This is a genomic window from Paraburkholderia sp. BCC1884 (assembly GCF_900996225.1).
Taxonomy (GTDB): Bacteria; Pseudomonadota; Gammaproteobacteria; order Burkholderiales; family Burkholderiaceae; genus Paraburkholderia.
The window spans coordinates 424,729-447,385 of sequence record NZ_CAAJGL010000112.1 but is presented as its reverse complement, the minus strand read 5'-3'; the positions used below and the strand labels follow the sequence as shown (position 1 = coordinate 447,385).

The 22,657-nt window shown below is 62.4% G+C and carries 19 protein-coding genes; 6 read left to right on the top strand and 13 right to left on the bottom strand.

The window, feature by feature from the left end; all coding sequences use genetic code 11:
• The first annotated feature begins 662 nt into the window (after nt 1-662).
• Entirely contained in the window at nt 663-1,049 is a 387-nt protein-coding gene (locus tag FQ705_RS27600) for a hypothetical protein (RefSeq protein ID WP_186308011.1), read from the top strand.
• 312 nt (nt 1,050-1,361) lie between these two features.
• On the opposite strand, the gene FQ705_RS27595 is transcribed toward FQ705_RS27600, so the two are convergent.
• The 4 genes from FQ705_RS27595 to FQ705_RS27580 all read right to left on the bottom strand — a co-directional run bounded on the left by FQ705_RS27595 (nt 1,362) and on the right by FQ705_RS27580 (nt 5,493).
• Nucleotides 1,362-2,180, bottom strand: coding sequence for an ABC transporter permease subunit (locus FQ705_RS27595; protein ID WP_144146656.1), 819 nt, complete (start codon nt 2,178-2,180; stop codon nt 1,362-1,364).
• Nucleotides 2,177-3,109 (bottom strand): ABC transporter permease subunit, encoded by a 933-nt coding sequence (locus FQ705_RS27590; RefSeq protein ID WP_144146653.1) that lies wholly within the window; start codon nt 3,107-3,109, stop codon nt 2,177-2,179. The genes FQ705_RS27595 and FQ705_RS27590 overlap by 4 nt, the downstream gene beginning before the upstream one ends.
• Nucleotides 3,106-4,272, bottom strand: coding sequence for a polyamine ABC transporter ATP-binding protein (locus FQ705_RS27585; RefSeq protein ID WP_186308017.1), 1,167 nt, complete (start codon nt 4,270-4,272; stop codon nt 3,106-3,108). The genes FQ705_RS27590 and FQ705_RS27585 overlap by 4 nt, the downstream gene beginning before the upstream one ends.
• Before the next feature lie 120 nt (nt 4,273-4,392).
• Nucleotides 4,393-5,493 carry a polyamine ABC transporter substrate-binding protein gene (locus FQ705_RS27580; protein WP_144146650.1) on the bottom strand — a complete coding sequence of 367 codons (1,101 nt, stop codon included), beginning with the start codon at nt 5,491-5,493 and terminating at the stop codon, nt 4,393-4,395.
• A 532-nt stretch (nt 5,494-6,025) separates the two neighbouring features.
• On the opposite strand from FQ705_RS27580, the gene FQ705_RS27575 reads away from it, so the two are divergent.
• From FQ705_RS27575 to FQ705_RS27565, 3 genes are all read left to right on the top strand, one after another.
• On the top strand, nt 6,026-7,330 hold the full coding sequence (locus tag FQ705_RS27575) for an Nramp family divalent metal transporter (RefSeq protein WP_144146647.1): 1,305 nt from the start codon (nt 6,026-6,028) through the stop codon (nt 7,328-7,330).
• Between the two features lie 389 nt (nt 7,331-7,719).
• Nucleotides 7,720-8,991: a phospholipase A gene (locus FQ705_RS27570; protein WP_260854623.1), complete on the top strand. Its 1,272-nt coding sequence runs from the start codon at nt 7,720-7,722 to the stop codon at nt 8,989-8,991.
• 147 nt (nt 8,992-9,138) lie between these two features.
• Complete coding sequence (locus tag FQ705_RS27565) at nt 9,139-9,342, top strand: DUF1289 domain-containing protein (protein WP_144146644.1); 204 nt, start codon at nt 9,139-9,141, stop codon at nt 9,340-9,342.
• 73 nt (nt 9,343-9,415) lie between these two features.
• On the opposite strand, the gene FQ705_RS27560 is transcribed toward FQ705_RS27565, so the two are convergent.
• The 4 genes from FQ705_RS27560 to FQ705_RS27545 all read right to left on the bottom strand — a co-directional run bounded on the left by FQ705_RS27560 (nt 9,416) and on the right by FQ705_RS27545 (nt 14,156).
• Nucleotides 9,416-10,072, bottom strand: a complete 657-nt coding sequence (locus tag FQ705_RS27560) for an OmpW/AlkL family protein (RefSeq protein ID WP_144146641.1) — start codon at nt 10,070-10,072, stop codon at nt 9,416-9,418.
• Nucleotides 10,073-10,142: 70 nt separating this feature from the next.
• On the bottom strand, nt 10,143-11,333 hold the full coding sequence (locus tag FQ705_RS27555) for an NAD(P)H-dependent flavin oxidoreductase (RefSeq protein ID WP_144146638.1): 1,191 nt from the start codon (nt 11,331-11,333) through the stop codon (nt 10,143-10,145).
• A 196-nt stretch (nt 11,334-11,529) separates the two neighbouring features.
• Nucleotides 11,530-13,122, bottom strand: coding sequence for an ABC-F family ATPase (locus FQ705_RS27550; RefSeq protein ID WP_144146635.1), 1,593 nt, complete (start codon nt 13,120-13,122; stop codon nt 11,530-11,532).
• 83 nt (nt 13,123-13,205) lie between these two features.
• Nucleotides 13,206-14,156 carry an NAD(P)-dependent oxidoreductase gene (locus tag FQ705_RS27545; protein WP_144146632.1) on the bottom strand — a complete coding sequence of 317 codons (951 nt, stop codon included), beginning with the start codon at nt 14,154-14,156 and terminating at the stop codon, nt 13,206-13,208.
• Between the two features lie 183 nt (nt 14,157-14,339).
• Between FQ705_RS27545 and FQ705_RS27540 the strand changes: the two genes are divergently transcribed.
• Complete coding sequence (locus FQ705_RS27540) at nt 14,340-14,546, top strand: dodecin (RefSeq protein ID WP_144146629.1); 207 nt, start codon at nt 14,340-14,342, stop codon at nt 14,544-14,546.
• A gap of 109 nt (nt 14,547-14,655) precedes the next feature.
• Here FQ705_RS27540 and FQ705_RS27535 read toward each other — a convergent pair whose 3' ends face one another.
• The 4 genes from FQ705_RS27535 to FQ705_RS27520 form a co-directional block, all read right to left on the bottom strand.
• A complete protein-coding gene (locus FQ705_RS27535; RefSeq protein WP_144146626.1) occupies nt 14,656-15,750 on the bottom strand; it encodes a BMP family ABC transporter substrate-binding protein in 1,095 nt (364 codons plus the stop codon).
• A 69-nt stretch (nt 15,751-15,819) separates the two neighbouring features.
• Entirely contained in the window at nt 15,820-16,749 is a 930-nt protein-coding gene (locus FQ705_RS27530) for an ABC transporter permease (RefSeq protein ID WP_144146623.1), read from the bottom strand.
• Between the two features lie 27 nt (nt 16,750-16,776).
• On the bottom strand, nt 16,777-17,883 hold the full coding sequence (locus tag FQ705_RS27525) for an ABC transporter permease (protein WP_144146620.1): 1,107 nt from the start codon (nt 17,881-17,883) through the stop codon (nt 16,777-16,779).
• 66 nt (nt 17,884-17,949) lie between these two features.
• Nucleotides 17,950-19,551 (bottom strand): ABC transporter ATP-binding protein, encoded by a 1,602-nt coding sequence (locus FQ705_RS27520; protein ID WP_144146617.1) that lies wholly within the window; start codon nt 19,549-19,551, stop codon nt 17,950-17,952.
• 251 nt (nt 19,552-19,802) lie between these two features.
• Here FQ705_RS27520 and FQ705_RS27515 point away from each other — a divergent pair, with 251 nt between their 5' ends.
• On the top strand, nt 19,803-20,735 hold the full coding sequence (locus tag FQ705_RS27515; RefSeq protein ID WP_144146614.1) for a LysR substrate-binding domain-containing protein: 933 nt from the start codon (nt 19,803-19,805) through the stop codon (nt 20,733-20,735).
• 67 nt (nt 20,736-20,802) lie between these two features.
• On the opposite strand, the gene FQ705_RS27510 is transcribed toward FQ705_RS27515, so the two are convergent.
• Nucleotides 20,803-22,191 (bottom strand): 8-oxoguanine deaminase, encoded by a 1,389-nt coding sequence (locus tag FQ705_RS27510; protein ID WP_144146612.1) that lies wholly within the window; start codon nt 22,189-22,191, stop codon nt 20,803-20,805.
• Nucleotides 22,192-22,657 lie beyond the last annotated feature (466 nt).

The window sequence follows — 22,657 nt, the reverse complement described above, 5'->3', positions numbered from 1 at the left end:
ACAAATTCCAGACGTAGGTTCACGGTATCTCTCGGGTTCCATGACATGGCCAGCTCCGGAAAAAACGTTTCCGAAGTGTTACCCATGTCCCGATACACCTGTTACCTATGTCCCAGTTCCATACACCGCCGCAAAGAAAGTAAGCAAAGAAAGCGGGCTCACACCGCTAGCTCAGAAGCGGGCGCCCTGGCTCGGAGGTGCTAGTGGCTCATCTGGAATCCGTGTTCTCGCACATTGCGCGTGCGTGACAAGGCAGTCATACCTCCCGCCTCGCGCTGCGCGCTCCTCGGAACGGTTCATCTTTGTCGGTGTGTCAGACGCCGTCTGACGTCGGCGTTCGGACGTTTCGGAATTGGTGGTTTTGCGCGCTTTTTAGCCTGCTCAGGTGATCGCTTGTGAGAGGCTCTCTCTTAGACTTGTTTTGTCGTGCATATCACGACAAACAGGTTTCGCGGCCTGTATTACGTAGAACCCGTGTGCTTACTGAGTAGGTGCGCGGCTGCCTTCGAACGTCCGTATCCATGGGCGGGCCTTGGCGGGAGAGCCTCACGGCTCGCCGGTTTTGGTTCTACGTGCCGGTCTGCGAATCCCGTCAATGTGCCCGCTCACCAGCTTTACGAAGTGCGTGTCGGGCGATCCAAGTCAGCAACTGGAGATCGCACATGAGTAAATCCCCAAAGAGTTCTCGAAGTGCTACGCGTGCGCCGGTCGACGCGCTGCAATACGAGAAACTTGCGCTATCCGCTTCGCGACTCATTGAGCGCCACCTGAGCCAACTGGACAAATTATTGACGCTGGCGACAGCGATATACCGGAGCCCTGCCGTCACCTATGACGAGCGATGCCGACAGCGGACGTTACTGGGAATGTGGCTCGAAACGGGCGAGGACTACCGTCGTGAAGTCGAGAGTGACAAGGAGCTCTACGACGTCATTGCGCTGGATGCGCGGGGAGTCGCACAAAGCCGTTTGACTGCGCGCCACGCAGCGAAGCTGCTGGCCAAAGCGGCACGGAAAGCGCCGACAAATTTTCGAGCGCCGATGCACTAACTGTTTTCGGCTGACCGCACTGCTGAGCGCACAGCGCGAGGCGGGATGAATGACGGCTTTGTCACCGACGTCGAATGTGCGAGAACACGGATTCCAGATGAGCCACTAGCACCTCCGAGCCAGGGCGCCCGCTTCTGAGCTAGCGGTGTGAGCCCGCTTTCTTTGCTTACTTTCTTTGCGGCGGCAAAGAAAGTGAGTGCCCCCCCGCACAGGGGGAACGCCAATAGACCACCGTGACCTCAAGGAAAGGCCAACACAAACACAAACGCAAACACAAGCACAAACACAAGCACAAACACACCCACCAAAACCTCAAACCGCCATCACAGCCCGCCGCCTCTCAGCCCGTTGCATAAAATAGTTAGCCACCACCACCCCAACAGTAACAACCGCAATAAACAGCGTAGCCAGCGCATTCATCTCTGGATTCAACCCAAGCCGAACACGAGAGAAGACAACAAGTGGCAAAGTCGTCGACCCAGGCCCCGACAAAAACGCCGACAGCACGAGATCATCGATAGACAAGGTAAAAGACAACAACCACCCAGAAACAAGAGCCTGAGAAATCAACGGCAAAGTAATAAAGAAGAACACCCGGACCGGCGTAGCCCCCAAATCCAGAGCAGCCTCTTCCAGCGACGGATGCAACTCCTTAACCCTCGACTGCACGATGATCGCCACATAGGAAATACACAGCATCACGTGCCCGATCCAGATCGTGAAGACACCGCGTCCCGCGGGCCACCCCAACCACTTGGCCATTTCGATAAACAGCAACAGCAGCGAAATCCCCTGAATCACCTCGGGAATCACCAACGGCGCATTGATCATCCCGGTATAGAGCGTAAAACCCCGAAACCGCCCCATCCGCGCGAGCACGAATCCAGCCCACGTGCCGATGATCACCGACGCAAACGCCGTCATCAACGCCACCCGCAGCGACAACCACGCCGCCGCGATCAGCTCGTCATCCTGCAACAGCGCCGCGTACCACCGCGTCGAAAACCGCGTCCACACCGTGACCAGTTGCGACTCGTTAAACGAGTACACCACCAGACTCACGATCGGTATATACAAAAACAGAAACCCGATCCCCAGGGCAATAAACTGCAAAATCCGGTTCGGCTTCATCGACGTCCTTCCTCCATCGCCTTCGCCTGCGCGTACTGGAAAAACGCCATCGGCACCAGCAACAGCAACACCATCGCACACGTCACCGCGGAGGCCATCGGCCAATCGGCATTGTCGAAGAACTCATTCCACATCACGCGGCCGATCATCAGCGTATCGGCGCCGCCCAGCAATTCAGGAATCACGTACTCGCCCACCGCCGGAATGAACACCAGCAAACAACCGGCGATGATGCCGTTCTTCGAGAGCGGCAAGGTGATCTGCCAGAACGCCTTCCATGGCTTCGCGCCAAGGTCGTAGGCCGCTTCGAGCAAGGTCATGTCCATCTTCACCAGATGCGCATACAGCGGCATGACGAGAAACGGCAGATACGAATACACCATGCCGATATAAACAGCGGTATTCGTGTGATACAGCTCGATCGGCGAATGAATCAGCCCGATCGACATCAGGAAATTATTCAGCAAGCCGTTGTTCTTCAGAATCCCGATCCACGCATACACGCGAATCAGAAACGACGTCCAGAACGGCAACATCACCGCCATCATCAACAGATTGCGGTTCGCCGGATTCGATCGCGCGATGTAATACGCCATCGGATAACCGATCAGCAAACACAGCAAGGTCGAGATCGCCGCGACCATCACCGAATTGACATACGTCGCGAAATAGAGGCTGTCGGTCAGCAAAAACACGTAATGCGACAGGTCCAGCGTGATGTGAATCGCGCCGTCCGTGAAATTGGTCAACTCCGTATAAGGCGGAATACCAAGCTGCAAATCGGCGAAGCTGATCTTCACGACCAGCAGGAACGGCACGAGAAAAAACAGCAGCAGCCAGATGAACGGACCAGCCACCACCGCCGTGCGACCGCTCAGATTGAAGCGCCGCACCGGCCAGTTGACGAACGAATTGAACGAGCGCTTCATGACGTCAGCACCACACCCGCCGAGGCGCTCCAGCGCACGTACACCTCGTCGCCCCAGGTGGGCGTATCGATCTCCATGAGCGCGAGACTCGACACGTTCGCGATCACCGTTTTGCCGGCGTCGAGCTTCACGTGATAGAGCGAATAGCCGCCCATGTACGCGATATTCGTGACGATGCCCTTGCCCCAGTTGTACACGCCCTCGGGCGGCTTGCGCGTGAGCGCGATCCGCTCGGGCCGCACCGAAATCGTCACCGGCATGCCAAGCGGTCCCGTGATGCCGTGATTCACGTACAGCCGAACCGGCAGGTCCGCCGTTTCGATGAACACGTGATCGGGCTCGTCTTCGACCGTGTGGCCGTCGAACAGATTGGCCGAGCCGATGAATTCGGCCGAGAACCGGCTATTCGGATATTCGTACACTTCGTGCGGCGTGCCGAGCTGCACGATCTCGCCTTCGCTCATTACCGCGAGGCGGCTTGCCATCGTCATCGCCTCTTCCTGATCGTGCGTCACCATCATGCAGGTCACGCCGACCTTGTCGAGAATGTTGACCAGTTCGATCTGGGTCCGCTGACGGATCTGCTTGTCGAGCGCGGACATCGGCTCGTCGAGCAGCAACAGCTTGGGACGCTTGACCAGCGAACGCGCCAGCGCCACGCGCTGCTGCTGGCCACCCGACAACTGATGCGGCTTGCGCTTCGCGAAACGGCTCATCTGCACGAGATCGAGCGCAGTCTGCACGCGATCTTTCAACTCGGCTTTCGGCACCCCTTCCTGCTTCAGACCGAAGGCGACGTTCGTCTCCACCGTCATGTGCGGAAACAGCGCGTACGACTGGAACATCATGTTGACCGGCCGGCGATACGGCGGCAATTGCGCGAGGTCTTCGCCATCGATCAGGATCTTGCCCGACGTGATGGTTTCGAGTCCCGCCAGCATGCGCAGCAAGGTGGACTTGCCGCAACCGGAACTGCCGAGCAGCGCGAACAGCTCGCCCTTCTTCACCGACAGGTTGACGCCCTTGACCGCCACGCTCTCGCCGAACTTCTTCACGACGTCGACGATCTGGACGAAATTGTCCGCTGCGTCGTCCGTCACGGCATTCACTCGCGCGGACGGCACGGCGACACCGGCCGACGCACCTGACTGGTCACTACTCATCATATTGCTGCTTCACTCTGGCGTTTGACGAACAAAGCCCCCGGTGGACACCGAGGGCTTCATGATGTTGCTGACTACCTGTTCACTGAGCGTTCACCGCGCATTCACAGCGTGCGCGGATCAGCGGCCGGACTTGAATTCAGTCCACAGCCGCGTTTGCAGCCGCTGGATTTCCGGCGGCAACGGCTTCAACAGGAACAGAGTCTTGATGACTTCCGGCGACGGATACACGGCCGGATCGTTCGCCACGTCCTTGTCCACGTATTTGCGGGCTTCGAGATTGGCGCTCGGATAATAGACGGCGTTGGTGATCGCGGCGTGAACCTGCGGCGTTTCGATGTAGTTGATCCACTCGAGCGCGGCTTCCTTGTTCTTCGCGTCCTTCGGAATCGCCATCACGTCGAACCACACGGGTGCGCCACCCTTCGGAATGAAGTACTCGATCTTGTAGGCCTTCTTCGCCTCGATCGCGCGATGCTTGGCGATCACGACGTCGCCCGACCAGCCGTATGCGAAACACACGTCGCCGCCGACCAGGTCGTTGATGTAGCCCGACGAGTTGAACTGCGTGATGTACGGGCGGATCTTCTTCATCATCTCGAGCGCGGCGCGATAGTCGGCCGGGTTCGTGCTCATCGGATCTTTGCCGATGTAGTGCAGCGCGGCGGCGAACATCTGGTCGGGCGCGTCGAGCACGGACACGCCGCAGGCCTTCAGCTTCGATATGTTTTCCGGCTTGAAGAGCACGTCCCAGCTATCGAGCGGCACGTTCTTGCCGAGGATCTGCTGCGCCTTGGTGACGTTGTACGCAAGGCCGGTCGTGCCATAGGCCCAGGGCACCGTGTACTTGTTGCCCGGATCGGCGCCGGCCACCAGCGCCATCAGCGACGGATCGAGGTACTTCAGGTTCGGCAGCTTCGATTTGTCGAGCGGCGCGAAGATGCCGGCGGCGATCTGCTTGCCGGCGTAATTGCTGGTCGGCACGACGATGTCGTAGCCTGAGTTGCCCGTGAGGAGCTTGGCCTGCAGGGTGTCGTCGCTGTCGTAGTTGTCGTATTTGACCTTGACGCCCGTCTGCTTGCTGAAGTTCGGGATGGTGTCCTTGGCGATGTAATCGGACCAGTTATACACGTTCAGCTGCGTGTCTTTCGCAGCGGCCGTCAACCACGGCGTCGCGCACAAAACCAGCGCCGCCACCTGCCCCACTACCCGTCTTTTCATCCCGTTCTCCGATCCTGACCGGCCCGAATCGACCGACTCAACCCTGCCGCGGCACCGCGCACACGGCTCCCCTGAAAAACCCGAAAACTACCATCAATTATTGCGCGCTCCAAAAAAAATGCCTGGATGTCGCGCAAACGGTACAGCGCAAGCCGCACCGCTGGAAAATTGGGCGCAATTTTAGCGGGTTATGGGCGCGTGTCTACCCGAAAAAAACACTGGGTCATACTGCCGCGTTATCTGGTTGTCAGCTTGGTGCAACCGAGCCACGTCGAAACAGGTTGTGTCGAGTGCAGCGTCTCGCCTGGCGGGCCTTTGCGGCGCAGATTATGCGCGCCGGCTGACCTCGTGCGAGACCGTCGAATGAGGCCCGAGCCATGCGCTGCGCGACGGTGCACAATAGCCTGGAGAGACCCGCGTGCGCGCCCACCGCGAAGCGCGCGACGCGCAAAGCGGGCCTCGACGCGCAAGCGCCGCACGCGCGGCAGGCACGTGGCTTGCGACCGCATGCGGTCTTGACCCTCTGGCACCGATGAATACCAATCCCTCCGCGTTGCGACCCAACCGCCGCCGGCGTCTGCCCGGCGACGGGCCAACACGTCCTGCGCACTGGTTTTCGTTCGTCGGCGCGGGCGCGCTGATCGCGGTGGGTTATATCGATCCGGGCAACTGGGCGACCGCGCTCGGCGCGGGCGCGGGCTACGGCTACCGCCTGCTCGGCATCGTGCTGCTGGCGAGCCTGATGGGCATGCTGATGCAGTGGCTGTCGGCGCGGCTCGGGGTGGTGACCGGGCGCGATCTCGCGCAAGTGTGCCGCGAGCGTTCGAGCCGTCGCGGCGCCCTCTTTCTGTGGCTGACCAGCGAAGTCGCGATCATCGCGTGCGACGTCGCGGAGGTGGTCGGCAGTGCCGTCGCGTTGCAATTGCTACTTGGCGTGTCGTTGACGGTCGGCGTGCTGATGTCGGCGGTCTGCACCTTCGCACTGCTTGCGCTCCAGCAGAAAGGCGGCCGCCGGCTCGAAGCGGTGATCGCGGCGCTGATCGGCTTCGTCGGGTTGTGTTTCGTGGTCGAACTGGCGCTGGCGCGGCCGGACTGGCACGCGGCGCTGGCCGGCACCGCGCCGAGTCTCGAACTGCTGCGCAATGCGGGGATGGTGTGGCTGGCGGCGGGCATCGTCGGCGCGACGGTGATGCCGCATAACCTTTACCTGCACTCGGCGCTCGTCAAACACCATGCGCCGGAGGGCACCGACGAGCAGATCAAGGCCGCGTTGCAGGTCGTCAATCTCGACACCTTCGGCTCGCTGTGTTTTGCGTTCGTGATCAACGCGGCGCTGCTGATCGTGGCGGCCGCCGTGTTCTACGCGAGCGGCCATCGCGATGTCACGGATCTCGCGGATGCCCATCGGCTGATTGCACCGCTGCTCGGCACGCACTGGGCCGGCATTCTGTTCGCAGCGGCCCTGCTCGCCTGTGGGCTGAGCGCGACGGTCACCGGCACGCTGGCAGGCCAGACCGTGATGGAAGGTTTTCTGCGTATCCGCTTGCCGAGGTGGAAGCGCGCTTTGCTGACACGCGCGCTGGCGATCGGCCCAGCGTTGTTCGCGGTCGCGCTGTTCGGGCCGCATGGTTCCAATCAATTGCTGGTGGCGAGCCAGGTCGTGCTGAGCCTGCAATTGCCGCTCGCGGTCGTGCCGCTGATCCGTTGCACGTCGGATGCGAGCCTGATGCGCGGCTGGCGCGTGCGAGGTGTACCGCTCGCGCTGGCGTGGCTGTCGGCTGCGTTTATCGTCGTGTTGAACGCGGCGCTGCTGGGGCAGTTGGCGTTCGGTGGATGACGCGCCGTTTTGCAAGCATCTTTAACTGAAGTGAGTTTGTAAGTATTGTTCGAAGTATCGCGTCATGACTCGCGTCGCCGTCCGCTGCGGCATCGCCTGAAGCATGACGTCACGGTTTCGACGCGGCTGCCGGCTTCTTTTACGGCAGCCGTTTTTGTGCCACTTTCGCGCCTCTTGTGCGCTTCGGCGCGAGCGACCGGTGTAGCGACGCAGGGCTGTTCCGAGACCCCTGCCACACCGTGCCGCTCGCGCGCTTTTGCTACTGGACGAAACAGCCCATGCGCCTTCGTGCTTTTTTTACCGCGCCTTCTGGCGCGTCCCTGCCTACCTCGTTCGGTGGCTCGATCGGTAACGCGTCGTTGCCAGTTCTTCCCGGCGCGCCGCGCCGCATGCGCGGTGCCGTGCTATCCACTTTCGTTGCCAGCGCCGCATTCGGCACTTTCGCTGCGTTTCCCGGCGACGCGCGTGCGACGGTCGCAATGTTGCAACCGGCGCGCGTCGCCGCCGCCAACGAGCCGTTGCAGATCACGCTGCTCTATTCCGCCGACGACGCCAAGCCTCTGACGGTCACCGTTCCACCGACCATCCGCGTGTCGCTGAACGGCGCCGAGCAGTCGCCGCAGCCGCTCGAACTGCAACGCGAAGCCGGCGTGCCCAACACCCTGCATCTGCGCCCCGGCCAGTTCCGCAAGGTGCGCTTCTCCGCGCCGTGGCCGCAATCGGCGCGCGGCGAAGTGCGCATCGATCCGGTGGGCTTCGACGCCTCGCCGGCCCTCGTCGCGATCAATCGCGGACCGCAGCAGGACGCCGTGGCCCAGGCAGAACGCTCGGAGAGCCAGGCGACCACGCCGGCGCAGGTCGCGGCGACCGCAGCCGTCGTCGGCGGTCCGACGGGCGATGCGATGTTGCCGCCGAGCGACTCGCTCGCCACCGACTCGCGCGGCGTGCTCGCGCATCTTTCGCTCTACGAGCCGATGTATATCGCCTTCGGCCACAACGGCGATACGAATGCAAGGCTGCAACTGAGCTTCAAATACCGCATCCTGATCCCCGACGATCTGCGCTCGAAAGCCTTTCTCGACAATCTGTATTTCGGCTATACGCAAACTTCGATCTGGGACCTGTCCGCCGACTCGCGTCCGTTCCGCGACACGACCTACAGCCCGCAACTGTTCTATTACGTGCCGGACACCGGCTGGCGCAGTTCGTGGTTCACACGCATGGGCTTTGCCGCAGGGTTCGCGCACGAGTCCAACGGCAAGGCCGGCGACGACTCGCGCAGCATCAACATGCCGTTTATCCGGCCGACCTGGGAGTTCGGCGATCTGAGCGCCAACCATCTGACCGTGTCGCCGAAGATTTATTACTACTTCGGCACGAGCAACAACCCGGATATCGCCGACTATCGCGGCTACGTCGATCTGCTGGTGAAATACGGCAGCCCGGACGGCTGGCAACTGGCCACCACGGTACGCAAGGGCACCAAGCACTGGTACGGCAGCGTGGACTCGCAACTCACGTATCCGCTGGCCAAACTGTTGGGCAGCGCATGGGGCGGCTATGTGTGGGTGGGCTACTTCAACGGCTACGGCGAGGATCTGCTCGACTACAACAACCGCCAGCACTGGATCGCGCGGATCGGCTACAGCATTGCGCGCTGAGCGTGGGCAACGTATGGCGTGCCACGAACCGTACGGTGGATGCTGCCAACCGTGCGTGAGCGTCGGCCATGACGGCCGTCCCGGCGAGGCGCCGGGCACGCATCGGTTAACATAGCGGAACTTCGCTTCTCTGCCCCAAGGTTTCCGATGGCTTCGAATCTCCACGCTCTCCCCGACAGCCCGTGCATCGGCGTCTGTTCCACGCTTTTCGACGATATCTGCAAAGGCTGCGGCCGCACCGCCACCGAGGTGTCCAACTGGGTTTTTCTGAGCGACGAGGAAAAGCGTGCCGTGTGGGTGCGCATCGAGCAGGAAGGCACGGCGATGCGCTTCAGGAACGACAAGCTGTAGTTTGATGAAACGCCGGGATTGCCCGGCGTTTTTTTTGGCGACAAGCGGTTTCATGCCGCGATGCGCCGGAACATCAGAAGCGCATCCCGACGCCGAAGCCCACGATCACCGGATCGATATTCAGACGGCCGAGCGGCTCACCGCCGGCCGACGCGTCCGTGTGCATCCAGATTTTCTTGATGTCCGCGTTGACGAACAGCGACTTGGTCACCTGCACGTCCACGCCCGCCTGCAGAGCGGGCCCAAAGCTGTGATTCGTGATCGAGACCGGCGCCCCGCCTGCGCTCAAACCGTTGTTGTAGAACAGCGTGTAGTTCATGCCCGCGCCGACGTACGGACGAATCCGTCCTGCGTGATTGAAGTGATATTGCAGCAGCAGCGTGGGCGGCAGCACGTTCACGCCGCCGAGATTGCCGATGCTCGACGTCAACTGATGGCGCGAGGTACCGAGAATCAGCTCGACGCCAAGGTTGTCGCGGATCATATAAGTCAGATCCAGCTCCGGCACGATGGCGTTGTTCACGTCGACGTTGAGCGCCGCCAGCGATTGATTGGTCTTCACGCTCGGCATGATGCTGATGGCCCGCAGGCGCACGAGCACGTCGCCGGCATGGATGCCGCTCATGGCGTCGTCGCCGGCGGCCTGAGCTGGCGACGCCAGCGCGAGCCCGCCTAGCAGGCTCGAGGCGATGGCGAAAGTCTTGATGGTATTGCTGAGCGAACGCTTCATGTGCTTCCCCGGGTGTTGAATGATCTGCGGGGATTGTCGAAGGTCTGATCCGTTTGCAGGTTGACCGGCGTCAACCCAAGGCGAACGTCCAGCGTCCTGCGACCGCAGGCCGCGTCGCCCCTGTCAGCAGCAACTCGATCAGGTCGTGAACGCTGCGAATCGCCGTGCCGAACGGCAAGGATTCGCGTCCTCGAAAGAAGAGACCATTGGCCACATCGCCACGCAATGCGGCAGCAAGCCGCGTGTCGATGCAGAAGTGGCCGAACTTCTCGATGCCGTCGCGCCAGCCGCACAGGCTGAGGCAGTCGAGCGCGGTCGGACACGTATGTTTGAGCGCGCCGACCTTCTCGCGAATCGTCGTTTCGTGGCGCAGATAACGCATGAGCCAAGGCGTTTTCACCGCGCGCGCGGGCAGCCCCGTCACGCTGACGAATTCGACGATGTCCTCGGGCCTGGCTTCGGCCAGCACGCGCTTGAAGTTGGGGTGCGCATCGCCCTCTTCGGTGACGGCGAACGGCGTGCCGAGCTGAACGCCATTGGCGCCGGCGCTCAGCAGCGCGCGTACCGCTTCGTGACTGTTGATGCCGCCCGCGACGATCAGCGGCACGTCTTGCCGATTCAGACCGAGCGTGCCGAAGACCGTATCGAGTTCTTCGAGGATGCGGACGAAATCGAAGCGTCGATCCTGCATGTCGGCGAGATTCGTGACGCCGAGATGGCCACCCGCATGAGCCGGATGTTCGATCACGACGGCGTCGGGCAAACGGCCTTTTTTCATCCACTTCTTCAGCACGAGCGCGACGCCACGGCTGTCCGACAGGATCGGAATCAGCGCGATGTCGTGGCCTTGCGTCATGTCGGGCAAATCGAGCGGCAGACCGGCGCCCATGACGATGGCGTCCGCGCCGCTCTCACAGGCCACGCGCACGTAGTCGGCTTGTGCGCTGACCGCTTTCATCACGTTCACGGCGACCATGCCGTTACCCTCGCTGAGCGCTTTGGCCGCCTGGATTTCGCGCGCCAGTGCGGTGAGGTTGGCGGCTTCGAGCGTTGCGCGATCGGGCGAGCGGCGGCACAGGTCGATCAGATCGCAATGATGGTGCCGCAGGTCGATGCTGGCGACCGTGCCGAGCGCCCCTTCACGAGCGACGCTGCCGGCCAGCCGATGCGCGGATATGCCGACGCCCATGCCGCCCTGCACGACGGGAAGCAACGAGCGCCCGCGAATCACGAGCGGCGCAAAGGAATGAGAGGGGAGCATGGCGAACCGTTGGCGGATTATCGAAGCGTTCGATAATCGGCTGTCGGGGGCCGCGGGGGTTGTTTCAGGTCAAGCGGTGTGCGGATCAGGTCAGCAAGCCGATCGATTCGTTGATGTCGATCACTTCAGGCACAGCTCAAAAAAAAGCCCGCTTCAGAGAAGCGGGCTTTTTCTATTGACGGTACGACGCGTACGCTTACTGCACGCCCTGGCTCAACAGGAAATCTTCGTAGTTGCCGCCGAAGTCGTTCAACGTCCCGTCCGTCTTCACTTCGATAATCCGGTTCGCCAGGCCGCTGACGAACTCACGGTCGTGCGACACGAAGATCAACGTGCCTTCGAACTTGTCGAGCGCGATCTGCAGCGACTCGATCGATTCCATGTCCATGTGGTTGGTCGGCTCGTCCATCAGCAGCACATTGTGGCGGCCCAGCATCAGCTTGCCCCAGATCATGCGGCCTTTCTCGCCGCCCGAGAGCACCTTGACCGACTTGCGGATGTCGTCGGCATTGAACAGCAGACGGCCCAGCGTGCCACGCACCATCTGCTCGTCGTCGCCTTCCTGGCGATAGCCGTCGATCCAGTCCATCAGCGTGACGTCGTCCGGAAACTCTTCGTACGTGTCTTGCGGCATGTAGCCGATATTCGCGTTCTCGGCCCACTTCACCGTGCCGTGATCGAGCCCGAGCTTGCCGAGCAGCGAGCGCAGCAGCGTCGTCTTGCCCGCGCCGTTCTCGCCGATGATCGCGATCCGTTCGCCCGGCTGCACGCTGACGCTGAAGTCGTTGAAAATCGTGCGTTCGTACTTCTTCGAAATCTTCTCCGCCACCACCGCGATGTTGTGCAGCTTCTTCTCGTACTCGAAGCGGATGAACGGATTCTGACGCGAGGACGGCTTGAATTCCTCGATCTTGATCTTGTCGATCATCTTCATACGGCTGGTTGCCTGACGCGCCTTCGACTTGTTCGCCGAGAAGCGGCGCACGAAGTCCTGCAGGTCGGCCACGCGCTCCTTCGCCTTCGTGTTGGCGTTCTGCTGACGCTCGCGCGCCTGCGTGCTGGCCAGCATGTAGTCGTCGTAGTTGCCCGGATAGACCTTCAGCGTGCCGAAGTCCATGTCGGCCATGTGCGTGCAAACCTGATTCAGGAAGTGTCGATCGTGCGAGATGATGATCATCGTCGAGTTGTACTGGTTGAGCACGTCTTCCAGCCAACGGATCGAGTTGATGTCCAGGTTGTTGGTCGGCTCGTCGAGCAGCAGTACGTCCGGCTTCGAGAACAGCGCCTGCGCGAGCAGCACGCGCAGCTTCCAGCCCGGCGCCACCTTGCTCATCGGACCGTTGTGGTCTTCGATCGCAATGCCGATGCCGAGCAGTAACTCGCCCGCGCGCGCTTCGGCGGTATAGCCGTCGTACTCGGCGAACTTTGCTTCGAGTTCGGCGGCATGCATGTAGTCGTCGTCGGTCGCGTCGGGGTTCGCGTAGATCGCGTCGCGCTCGGTCATGGCGGCCCACATTTCGGCGTGGCCCATCATCACGACGTCGAGCACGCGCACGTCTTCGTACGCAAACTGATCCTGGCGCAATTTACCAAGGCGCACGTTCGGCTCGAGCATCACGGTGCCTGAGCTCGGTTCCAGGTCGGAGCCCAGAATCTTCATGAAGGTGGACTTGCCGCAGCCGTTCGCACCGATCAGGCCATAGCGATTCCCTCCCCCGAATTTGACCGAGATGTTCTCGAAGAGGGGCTTGGGCCCGAATTGCATGGTGATATTGGCGGTAGACAGCACGGCGCGTCCCTTTGAATGTGATATCGGCGAAAAACCCAATATTTTAGCAGGTTATCGCGAATTCAACCCCCACGGCCGCCGCGCTACTGGCTTTGGCCGCCGCGCGGCGTCTGCAAAACGTCGATGAAGGCCGACAGATCGGCCTCGCCGAGCCCCATCGCCGCGCCGAGACGCAGCAGTTGCTGAACCGTCGACGAGACCGGCATCGGCGTGCCGGTTTCATAGGCGGTGGCGGCGACGGTGTCGAGGTCCTTTTGAAAGGTCCGGAACGCGCCGACCGGCGCGAGGCCGGTTTGCGTCATGCGCGGCACGAAAATCTGCAGCAGCACGGAATCGGCCCAACCGCCGGCCAGGCCTTCGGTGAGTTTCGCGGCGTCGAGGCCGCTGCGCTGCGCGAGGCTCACGGCCTCGGCAATCGCCGCCAGGGTTGCGGTGACGATGGTCTGATTGCACAGCTTGGCGGTTTGGCCCGCGCCGACTGCGCCCATATGCGTGACGCGGGCCGCGTAGGCGCTGAGCAAGGGTTTGACGGCGGCCACATCTGCGTCGGCGCCGCCGGCCATGACCGCCAGCGTGCCGGCGGTGGCGCCGGCCACGCCGCCTGAGACGGGCGCGTCGACCCAGCCGATGGCCGACGCGGCTTCGCCTGCGCCGGCACTGCCATGCGCCGCATTCGACGATGCATACGCGGCAGCCGCGCGCTGCGCCAGCGCCCGCGTCGCAGCAGGCGGAATGCTCGAATGGTCGACGATCCAGCGCACCCGACCCGGTGCAGATACATCGCCGGCACTCAGGAGCCCTTGCGCGCCGAATATCGTCTCCTCGACCGCCGCCGCGTCCGCGACACACAGCAGCACCGCTTCACAGCGCGCAGCAAGCTCACGAGACGTGTCGACCACCTGAGCGCCATCGGCCACCAACGCCTGAGCCTTCGCCCGCGTGCGATTCCACACGTGCACGGTGTGCCCCGCGCGCAGCAGATGCCGGATCATCGGCGTACCCATCAGACCGGGACCGCAAAAACCAATTTCCACTTTCGAACCTCGTCAGATAACGGATTACGTTGCGCGGACATGATAACGGCCACGCCTTCGCCCCGTATATCGGGCACGTGACGTGCGACATGACTCGCTCGTGGGCGCTACATGCCGGGCCTCCGGCGCGTGGCCCGTTGCCTATACTTTTTGAACACCAACGAAGATCAACGGAGGAAGAACATGTCCGAACACGTCTACAAGCAGATCGAACTGACGGGCTCGTCGCCCAAATCCATCGACGACGCCATCAGCACCGCCATTGCAAAAGCGTCGAAGACGCTGCGCAATCTGCACTGGTTCGAAGTGACGGAAACGCGGGGCCAGATCGAAAACGACAAGGTGGCTTACTGGCAGGTAACCATCAAGGTCGGTTTGCGCATCGATTGACGACGCGCCGGCGAAAAAAAAGCTGCGTCCGTGAGGGACGCAGCTTTAGCGAACAGCGGTTACCGAGAGCGCCGCCTGACGCATCGTGATGCGCTCAGGCACCGAAGCGTTACTTCGGCAGCGAGCCGTCCACGCCTTCCACGTACCAGTTCAGGCGTTGCAGTTCCGGATCGGTCAGCGTCTTGCCGGCCGGCACCTTCACTGCGCCGGATTGATCCTTGATCGGGCCGGTAAACACGTCCCACTTGCCGCCAGCCAGTTCGTCGCGTTTGGCCGCGACCTGCTTCTGCGCGTCGGCCGAGATCACACCGGTGTTCAGGTCTTCCAGGTTGACGGCCTTTTGCGGAATACCCCACCACACCGGATCGTTCTTCCACTTGCCGTCCAGCACCTGCTGGATCGCCGCGTTGTAGTACACGCCCCAATGCGCGACCACCGAACCGAGGTGCGCGTCAGGACCGAACTTCTTCATGTCCGAATCCCAGCCGAACGCATGCACGTGCTTTTCCGATGCGGTCGCGAGCGTCGCGCTCGAGTCGGTGTTTTGCAGCAGCACGTCGGCGCCCTGGCCGATCAGCGTTTCAGCGGCCTGCTTTTCCTTGCCCGGATCGAACCAGCTGTTGATCCAGATGACCTTGGTGTGCACCTTCGGATTCACCGAGCGCGCGCCGAGCGTGTACGCGTTGATGTTGCGGATCACTTCGGGAATCGGCACCGAGGCGACGAAGCCGAGCGTGTTGGTCTTCGTCACATAGCCTGCGGCGACGCCGGCGAGGTACGCGCCCTGATACATGCGCACGTCATAGGTGCCGAAGTTCGGCGCCTTCTTGTAGCCGGTTGCGTGCAGGAACACCGTATCCGGGAAGTCCTTCGCGACCTTCAGTTCGAAGTCCTGGTAGCCGAAGCTCGAACCGATGATGATCTTGTTGCCCTTGCTCGCCAGATCGCGGAACACGCGCTCGGAGTCGGCCGATTCCGGCACGTTCTCGATGCGGGTGATCTTGATCTTGTTGCCGAACTTCGCTTCCGCTTCCTTCGAGCCCTGGTCGTGCGCGAACGTCCAGCCCGCGTCGCCCGGATTGCCGAGGTAGACGAATGCGACGCCCGGCACATCGGCGGCCTGCGCGCTTTGTGCGAGCGGCGCGGCGAGTGCGAGCGAGGCCGCGCCCCAAGCGAATGCGGTCAGCAGATTTCTTCTCTTCATGTTTTCTCCTGTTGCGTTTATCGAATGTGTTCGTCGACTATGTTTGTCGAATGAGAACCGTGTGGTCGGTCAGCCTGCCGAGAAAAACGGCTTGCCCAGCGATGCCGGCGCATTCAGCCGGATCGTGTTCGGATTGCGCGAGATCAGCACCAGCACGACGACCGTGGCGACGTACGGGAGCATCGCGAGGAACTGCGTCGGCACCGGCACGCCGATCGCCTGCGCGTAGAACTGCAGCCCCGTCACGGCGCCGAACAGCAGTGCGCCGATCAGCAGACGTCCGGGGCGCCACGTCGCGAACACGACCAGCGCAAGCGCGATCCAGCCGCGGCCCGAGGTGAGATTCTCCTGCCACAAGTGCAGATTGACGATCGAGTAGTAACCGCCCGCGAGCCCCGCCATGCCGCCGCCGAAAGCCACTGCGCCGTATCGCACCCCAACCACCGGAAAGCCGACCGAGTGCGCCACCTGCGGCGACTCGCCGACCGAGCGCAGCACGAGGCCGGCGCGCGTGCGATACAGGAACCAGCCGATCACCGCGAACATGATGAAGGCGAGGTAATCGAGCGGCGTGAGACTGAAGAACGCTGGGCCGAGCACCGGGATCTTCGAGAGACCGGGGATGGTCCACGTGTCGATGGTCGCGCGCACCGCGGCCGACGTGTACGGCTTGCCGACATACGCCGACAGGCCAATGCCGAAGATCGTCAGCGAAAGGCCCGTGGCGACCTGGTTGGCAAGCATGGTGAGCGTGAGAAAGGCGAATAGCAGCGACATCGCGAGCCCGGCGCCGATCGCGGCGAGCACGCCGAGCCACGGGTTGCCGGTGATCGCGGTGACGGCGTAGCCGCTGACGGCGCCCATCAGCATCATGCCTTCGACGCCGAGGTTGAGGACGCCCGATTTCTCGGCGACGAGTTCACCCGCGCCCGCGAACATCAGCGGAATCGCGGCGGTGACGGCGCTCGACGTGAGCGAGCTGGCTTGGTTGATATCCATGGTGATCCGGCAGGAAGTCGTTGAGCGTTAGTGAACCTGCGCGGCCAGCGTACGGCGGCGCACACGGTAGTTCACGAACAGGTCGGCGCCCAGCAGGCAGAACAGCAACAGCCCCTGGAACACGCCGGAGAGCGCCTGCGGCAATTGCATCGAGGTCTGCACCGCTTCGCCGCCGAGGTACAGCAGCGCCATCAGCAGACTCGCGAGTACGATGCCGACCGGATGCAGTCGGCCGACGAACACGACGATGATCGCGGTGAAGCCATACCCCGGCGACCACGTGGCCTGCAACTGGCCGATCGGACCGGAAATCTCGCCCATGCCGGCAAGGCCCGCGAGACCGCCGCTAATCAGCAGCGAGGTCCAGATGGTTTTCTTGTCGGAGAAACCGGCGTAGCGGGCGGCGAGCGGCGCGAGACCGCCGACGTTCATCCGGTAACCCGCGAAGCTCTTGCGCATGAAGACCCACACGAGCGGAATCGCGATCAGCGTGACGAACACCGAGGCGTTCAGGCGCGTGCCACGTAGCCACTTCCAGTGCCAGTCGCCTGCGAAAGTCGGGTACAGCGCGTCGCCGCTGAACATCTCCGAAAGTGGGAAGTTCATGCCCTGCGGGTCGCGCCACGGGCCGCTCACCAGATAGATCAGCAGCTGCGTGGCTACGTACGTGAGCATCAGACTGACGAGAATCTCATTGGTGTTGAAGCGGCTTTTCAACAGCGCGGGAATCGCCGCCCACGCCATGCCGCCAAGCACACCGGCGATCATCATGGTCGGCAGAATCCACCAGCCGGTGGCCTGATCGAAATAGATCGCCACGCCGCTCGCGGCAATCCCGCCGAGCAGCATCTGCCCTTCGGCGCCGATGTTCCAGACGTTGGCGCGGTAACCGATGGCGAGGCCCAGCCCAATCAGACACAACGGCGACGCTTTCAGCAGCAGCTCGGACCAGCCGTTCACGCTCGACAGCGGTTCGATGAAAAACGCGTGCATGGCTTCGAGCGGATCGCGGCCGACCAGGCTGAAGATCAGAAAGCCGATCACGAGCGTGAGCAACGCGGCGATCAGCGGCACGGCGAGCTGCATGGTGCGCGAGGGCGTCGTGCGGGCTTCGAGTCGATACGGAAGAATCATGGGTAGCGTGTGTTTTGTAGGGTTCTGGTGCTGAGCAGCAGACTGCGTTCTGGCGCAGTCAACCGCTCAGGCATGCGCCGGCTGTTCCGCCGACGGCGCCGCGCCTTCGCGGTCGCCGAACAGGCCCGCCATCCAGCGGCCGATTTCCTCGGCGTTGGTGGCCCCCGTGGCGCGCACCGGCGAGAGTCTGCCGCCTGCGAGCACCGCGATGCGATCGCAGATGTCGAACAACTCTTCTAACTCCTCCGAGATCACCAGAATCGCCACGCCGCGCGCCGACAGATCGAGCAACTGCTGGCGAATAAACGCCGCTGCGCCGACGTCGACGCCCCACGTGGGCTGCGCGACCACCAGCACCTTGGGCGCCTGCAGAATCTCGCGGCCCATGATGTATTTCTGCAGATTGCCGCCGGAGAGCGATTGCGCCAGCGCTTCCGAGCCGCCGCAACGCACGTCGAAGGCTTCGATGCAGCGTTTTGCAAAGGCTCGCATCGCGCCCGCCTTGATCCAGCCCGAGCTCACCATCTGCTGACGATGGGCGGTGAGCAATGCGTTTTCCGACAGGCTCATCGCGGGCACTGCGCCACGACCCAGCCGCTCTTCCGGCACGAAGCCGAAACCGAGCGAACGTCGGCCGCCCGCGCCGAGGCGCCCGGCTGCCTTACCGCAAATCGTGACGGCGTCCGCCCGCGCGCCGCGCTTTTCACCCGACAACGCCGAGAGCAATTCCGCCTGGCCGTTGCCCGACACACCCGCGATGCCGAAGATTTCGCCGGCATGCACGCCGAACGACACGTTATCGAGCGAAGTGCCGAACGGGTCGTCGCTTTGCACCGAGAGTTGCTTCACGTCGAGCAGCACGGCGCCCGGATTGTGTTCGCGCCGCGTGTAATCGGGCAGTGAATGGCCGACCATCAACTGCGCGAGCGACGCGTGGGTCTCCTGCTTCGGCGTCACGTGACCGGTGACGCGGCCGCCGCGCATCACCGTCGCGGTGTCGCACAGTTCCTGGATTTCATCGAGCTTGTGGCTGATGTAGAGAATGCTGCAGCCTTCGGCAGCGAGCCGGCGCAGCGTTGCGAAGAGCTTGCGCACGGCTTGCGGCGTGAGCACCGAAGTCGGCTCGTCCATGATCAGCAGACGCGGGTTCTGCAGCAGGCAGCGCACGATCTCGACGCGTTGCCGCTCGCCCACCGTCAGGCTATGCACATGACGCTGCGGATCGATGTCGAGACCGTAATCGGCCGACACTTCGCGAATCCGTTTGGAGAGCGTTTTCAGGTCGAAGGGTTCGTCGAGTGCGAGTGCGATGTTTTCGCCGACCGTGAGCGTCTCGAACAGCGAAAAATGCTGGAACACCATGCCGACGCCGAGCTTGCGGGCCGCCGCCGGACTCGCGATCTCGACTGGCCGACCTTCCCAATGAATTTCGCCGGCGTCGGGGCGCACGGCGCCGTAGATGATTTTCATCAACGTGCTTTTGCCGGCGCCGTTCTCGCCGAGCACGGCGTGGATTTCACCCGGCGCGACGATCAACGTGACGTCGTCGTTGGCCCGCACGGCCGGATATTGTTTGGTGATGCCCGTGAGCATCAACCGGGGCGCCGCCTGTTCCGGCCTGTTTGCCGGCTGCGCGGCGGCGCCGTCGCTATAAGAAGAGTTGCTCATGTGATTCCGTAGTACGTCAGTGACTGCCGGTTCCAGCGCGTCCGCCCGCCTTGCCGGCAAGCGATCCGTCACCACAACCGGATGACAATACCTAATTCGACCCGCTCAGTCGAGCCGCCAAAATTCCCCGCAAACCCGCGCCAATACGTGCTCTGCGGGTATCCCACCCTTGACGTGGCTTTGTGTTCATATTAAAAGTCATATACCCCCACGCCCGCTCGATCAGCCAGAACATATATTTCGGAGAAGTCATGAGTCAGCAACGCGAGGCGATCGATACGTATCTTTTACGCGTCTTGCACACCCTGTTGATGGAACGCAGCGTCACGCGCGCGGCCGTCAAACTGAATCAATCGCAACCCGCCATCAGCGCGGCGCTGCGCCGTTTGCGCGACATCACCGGCGACCCGCTGCTGGTGCGCGGCAAGTCCGGCATGGTGCCGACCGAGTACGGCCTGCGCCTGCTCGAACCGGTGCAGAACGCGCTGCGCGAAATCGAACGCATCAAGTTCCAGCAGCACAACTTCGATCCGGCGACGTCCATTCGCTGCTACCGGATCGGCTGTCCGGACTACCTGAACGTGCTGTTCGTGCCGACGGTGGTCGAACGCTTTCGCCAGGCCGCGCCGAACGCGACGCTCGAGTTTCATTCGCTCGGGCCCGCGTTCGACTACGAACTCGCGCTCGAGGACGGCAAGCTCGACATCGTGGTCGGCAACTGGCCGGAACCGCCGGAGCAACTGCACCTGTCGAACCTGTTCGTCGATCAGATCGTCTGCCTGATGAGCAGCGCGCATCCGTTTGCCAAGCGTGGCGGGTTGACGCTCGACCAGTACCTGAATGCGCCGCATCTTGCGCCTACTCCTTACTCGGTGGGCCAGCGCGGCGCGATCGACGTCCACCTCGCGCGCGAGCGCCTGAAGCGTCATGTGGTCGTGACTTTGCCGTACTTCAATCTGGCGCCGTACGTGCTGATCAAGTCCGATCTGATCTTCACGACGACGCGCCTCTTTGCCGACTACTACGCCAAGTTCCTGCCGCTCACCGTGGTGCCCGCGCCGCTCGATTTCCCGCCGATGCAGTACTACCAGCTGTGGCACGAGCGCGTGCATTACTCCGATGAAGTGCGCTGGTTGCGCAGTCTGGTCGCCGAAGCGACCAAAACGTTGATCGACAAGCCCTGAGGCCTGGGTTTTGCGGGTTATCGGCGGCCGTTCCGATGAATGAGCCGATAACCCTCGCTTCCATGTGTTACGCCGCAGCCTCGTAAAGCGTCCTGGCCAGCCGGTTGTGCTGCTCGATGACCGGTCCGAGTTCCAGCGTCGTCAACTGTCCGTCTTTCACTACCACCTTGCCGCCGATCACGCTGTAACTCACCTGCGACGGCGCGCAGAACACCAGCGCCGCGACCGGGTCATGCAGCGCACCGGCAAACAGCGGCTGACGCAAATCGAACGACACGAAGTCCGCCGCCATGCCCGGCGCCAAGGCGCCGATGTCGTCGCGATTGAGCACCTTCGCACCGCCGAGCGTCGCGATTTCCAATGCTTCGCGCGCGGTCATCGCATCCGGTCCGAAGCCGACGCGTTGCAGCAGCAGCGCCTGACGCACTTCCGCCACCATCTGCGCGCCATCGTTCGACGCCGAACCGTCGACGCCCAACCCCACCGGCACGCCTGCGAGACGCATCCGCTTGATTGGCGCGATGCCCGACGCGAGCCGCATGTTCGAACACGGACAATGCGCGACGCCGGTGCCCGTGCGCGCGAACAGTTCGATGCCCGCGTCGTCGAGTTGCACACAGTGCGCGTGCCAGACGTCGTGACCGACCCAGCCGAGGTCTTCCGCGTACTCGGCGGGCGTCATGCCGAACTTTTCGCGGCTATACGCGATGTCGTTGACGTTCTCCGCCAGGTGCGTGTGCATCGAGACGCCGTAGTGACGCGCCATCACCGCCGATTCGCGCATCAGATCGCGGCTCACCGAAAACGGCGAACATGGCGCGACGACCACGCGCAGCATCGCGTAACGGCCTTCGTCGTGATATGTCTCGATCAGACGCTGCGTGTCTTTCAGAATGTCCGCTTCACGTTCGACCACCGAATCCGGCGGCAGACCACCGTCCTTCTGCCCTACGCTCATGCTGCCGCGTGCCGCATGGAAGCGCATGCCGATCCGGCGCGCCGCGACGATGCTGTCGTCGAGGCGGCTGCCGTTCGGGTAGATATACAGATGGTCGCTCGACGTCGTGCAACCGGACAGCAACAGTTCGGCCATGGCCGTCAGCGTCGAGACTTCGATCATTTCCGGTGTGAGGTTCGCCCACACCTTGTAGAGGCTGGTCAGCCAGCCGAACAACTCGGCGTTCTGCGCGGCGGGAATCGCGCGCGTCAGGCTCTGATACATGTGATGGTGTGTGTTCACGAGACCTGGGATCACCAGATGCCCGCGCATATCCAGCACTTCGTCGGCCGTTTGCGGCAACTCGGCCGTCGGCCCGACCGCGACGATGCGGTTGTCCTCGATATACAGGCCGCCGTCGCGCAACTCGCGCCGGGCGCCGTCCATCGTGACCAGCACGTCCGCGTGCTTGACCAGCATCGTTTTCTTCGGCTTGCCAGCCGTTTGTTCCATCGTCATTCGCTTCTCCGCTTCAATGCTTCCGTGCAAAGCCGTTCGAACGCGATGTGACGACACGCCAACCGTGCCGCCGCGTCCCGTCGAACGCCGTTGGCCCGGTTACCCAGCGTGCTTCCGCCGTCTTCGGGGTGTGCCGCGCTTCAGGCCGTTCCCGGCTCATGTCTGTTGCGGCGCACAGGTGTAACCTTCGACGGCCAAAATAACGATGACAACTCGCGCCAATGAGATACCCAACTTCACGTCGTCGATATAGTGGGGCTTTTTTGGCGCCGGTACGATCAAATTGTCTTCCAATAGTCGAACGAATCGACTCGCTGCGGCTTTCAGCAGGCTGTCTGTCATGCGCCAGGTATTATCTTTCCTATCTCGGGCGCGCTGAACGGAACAACCTTTTTACAATGGCTGCCACGGCGCTCGCTTCAATTCGCCGACGGGTATGTAGCCACTGACGTGGAGCCTCGATCCG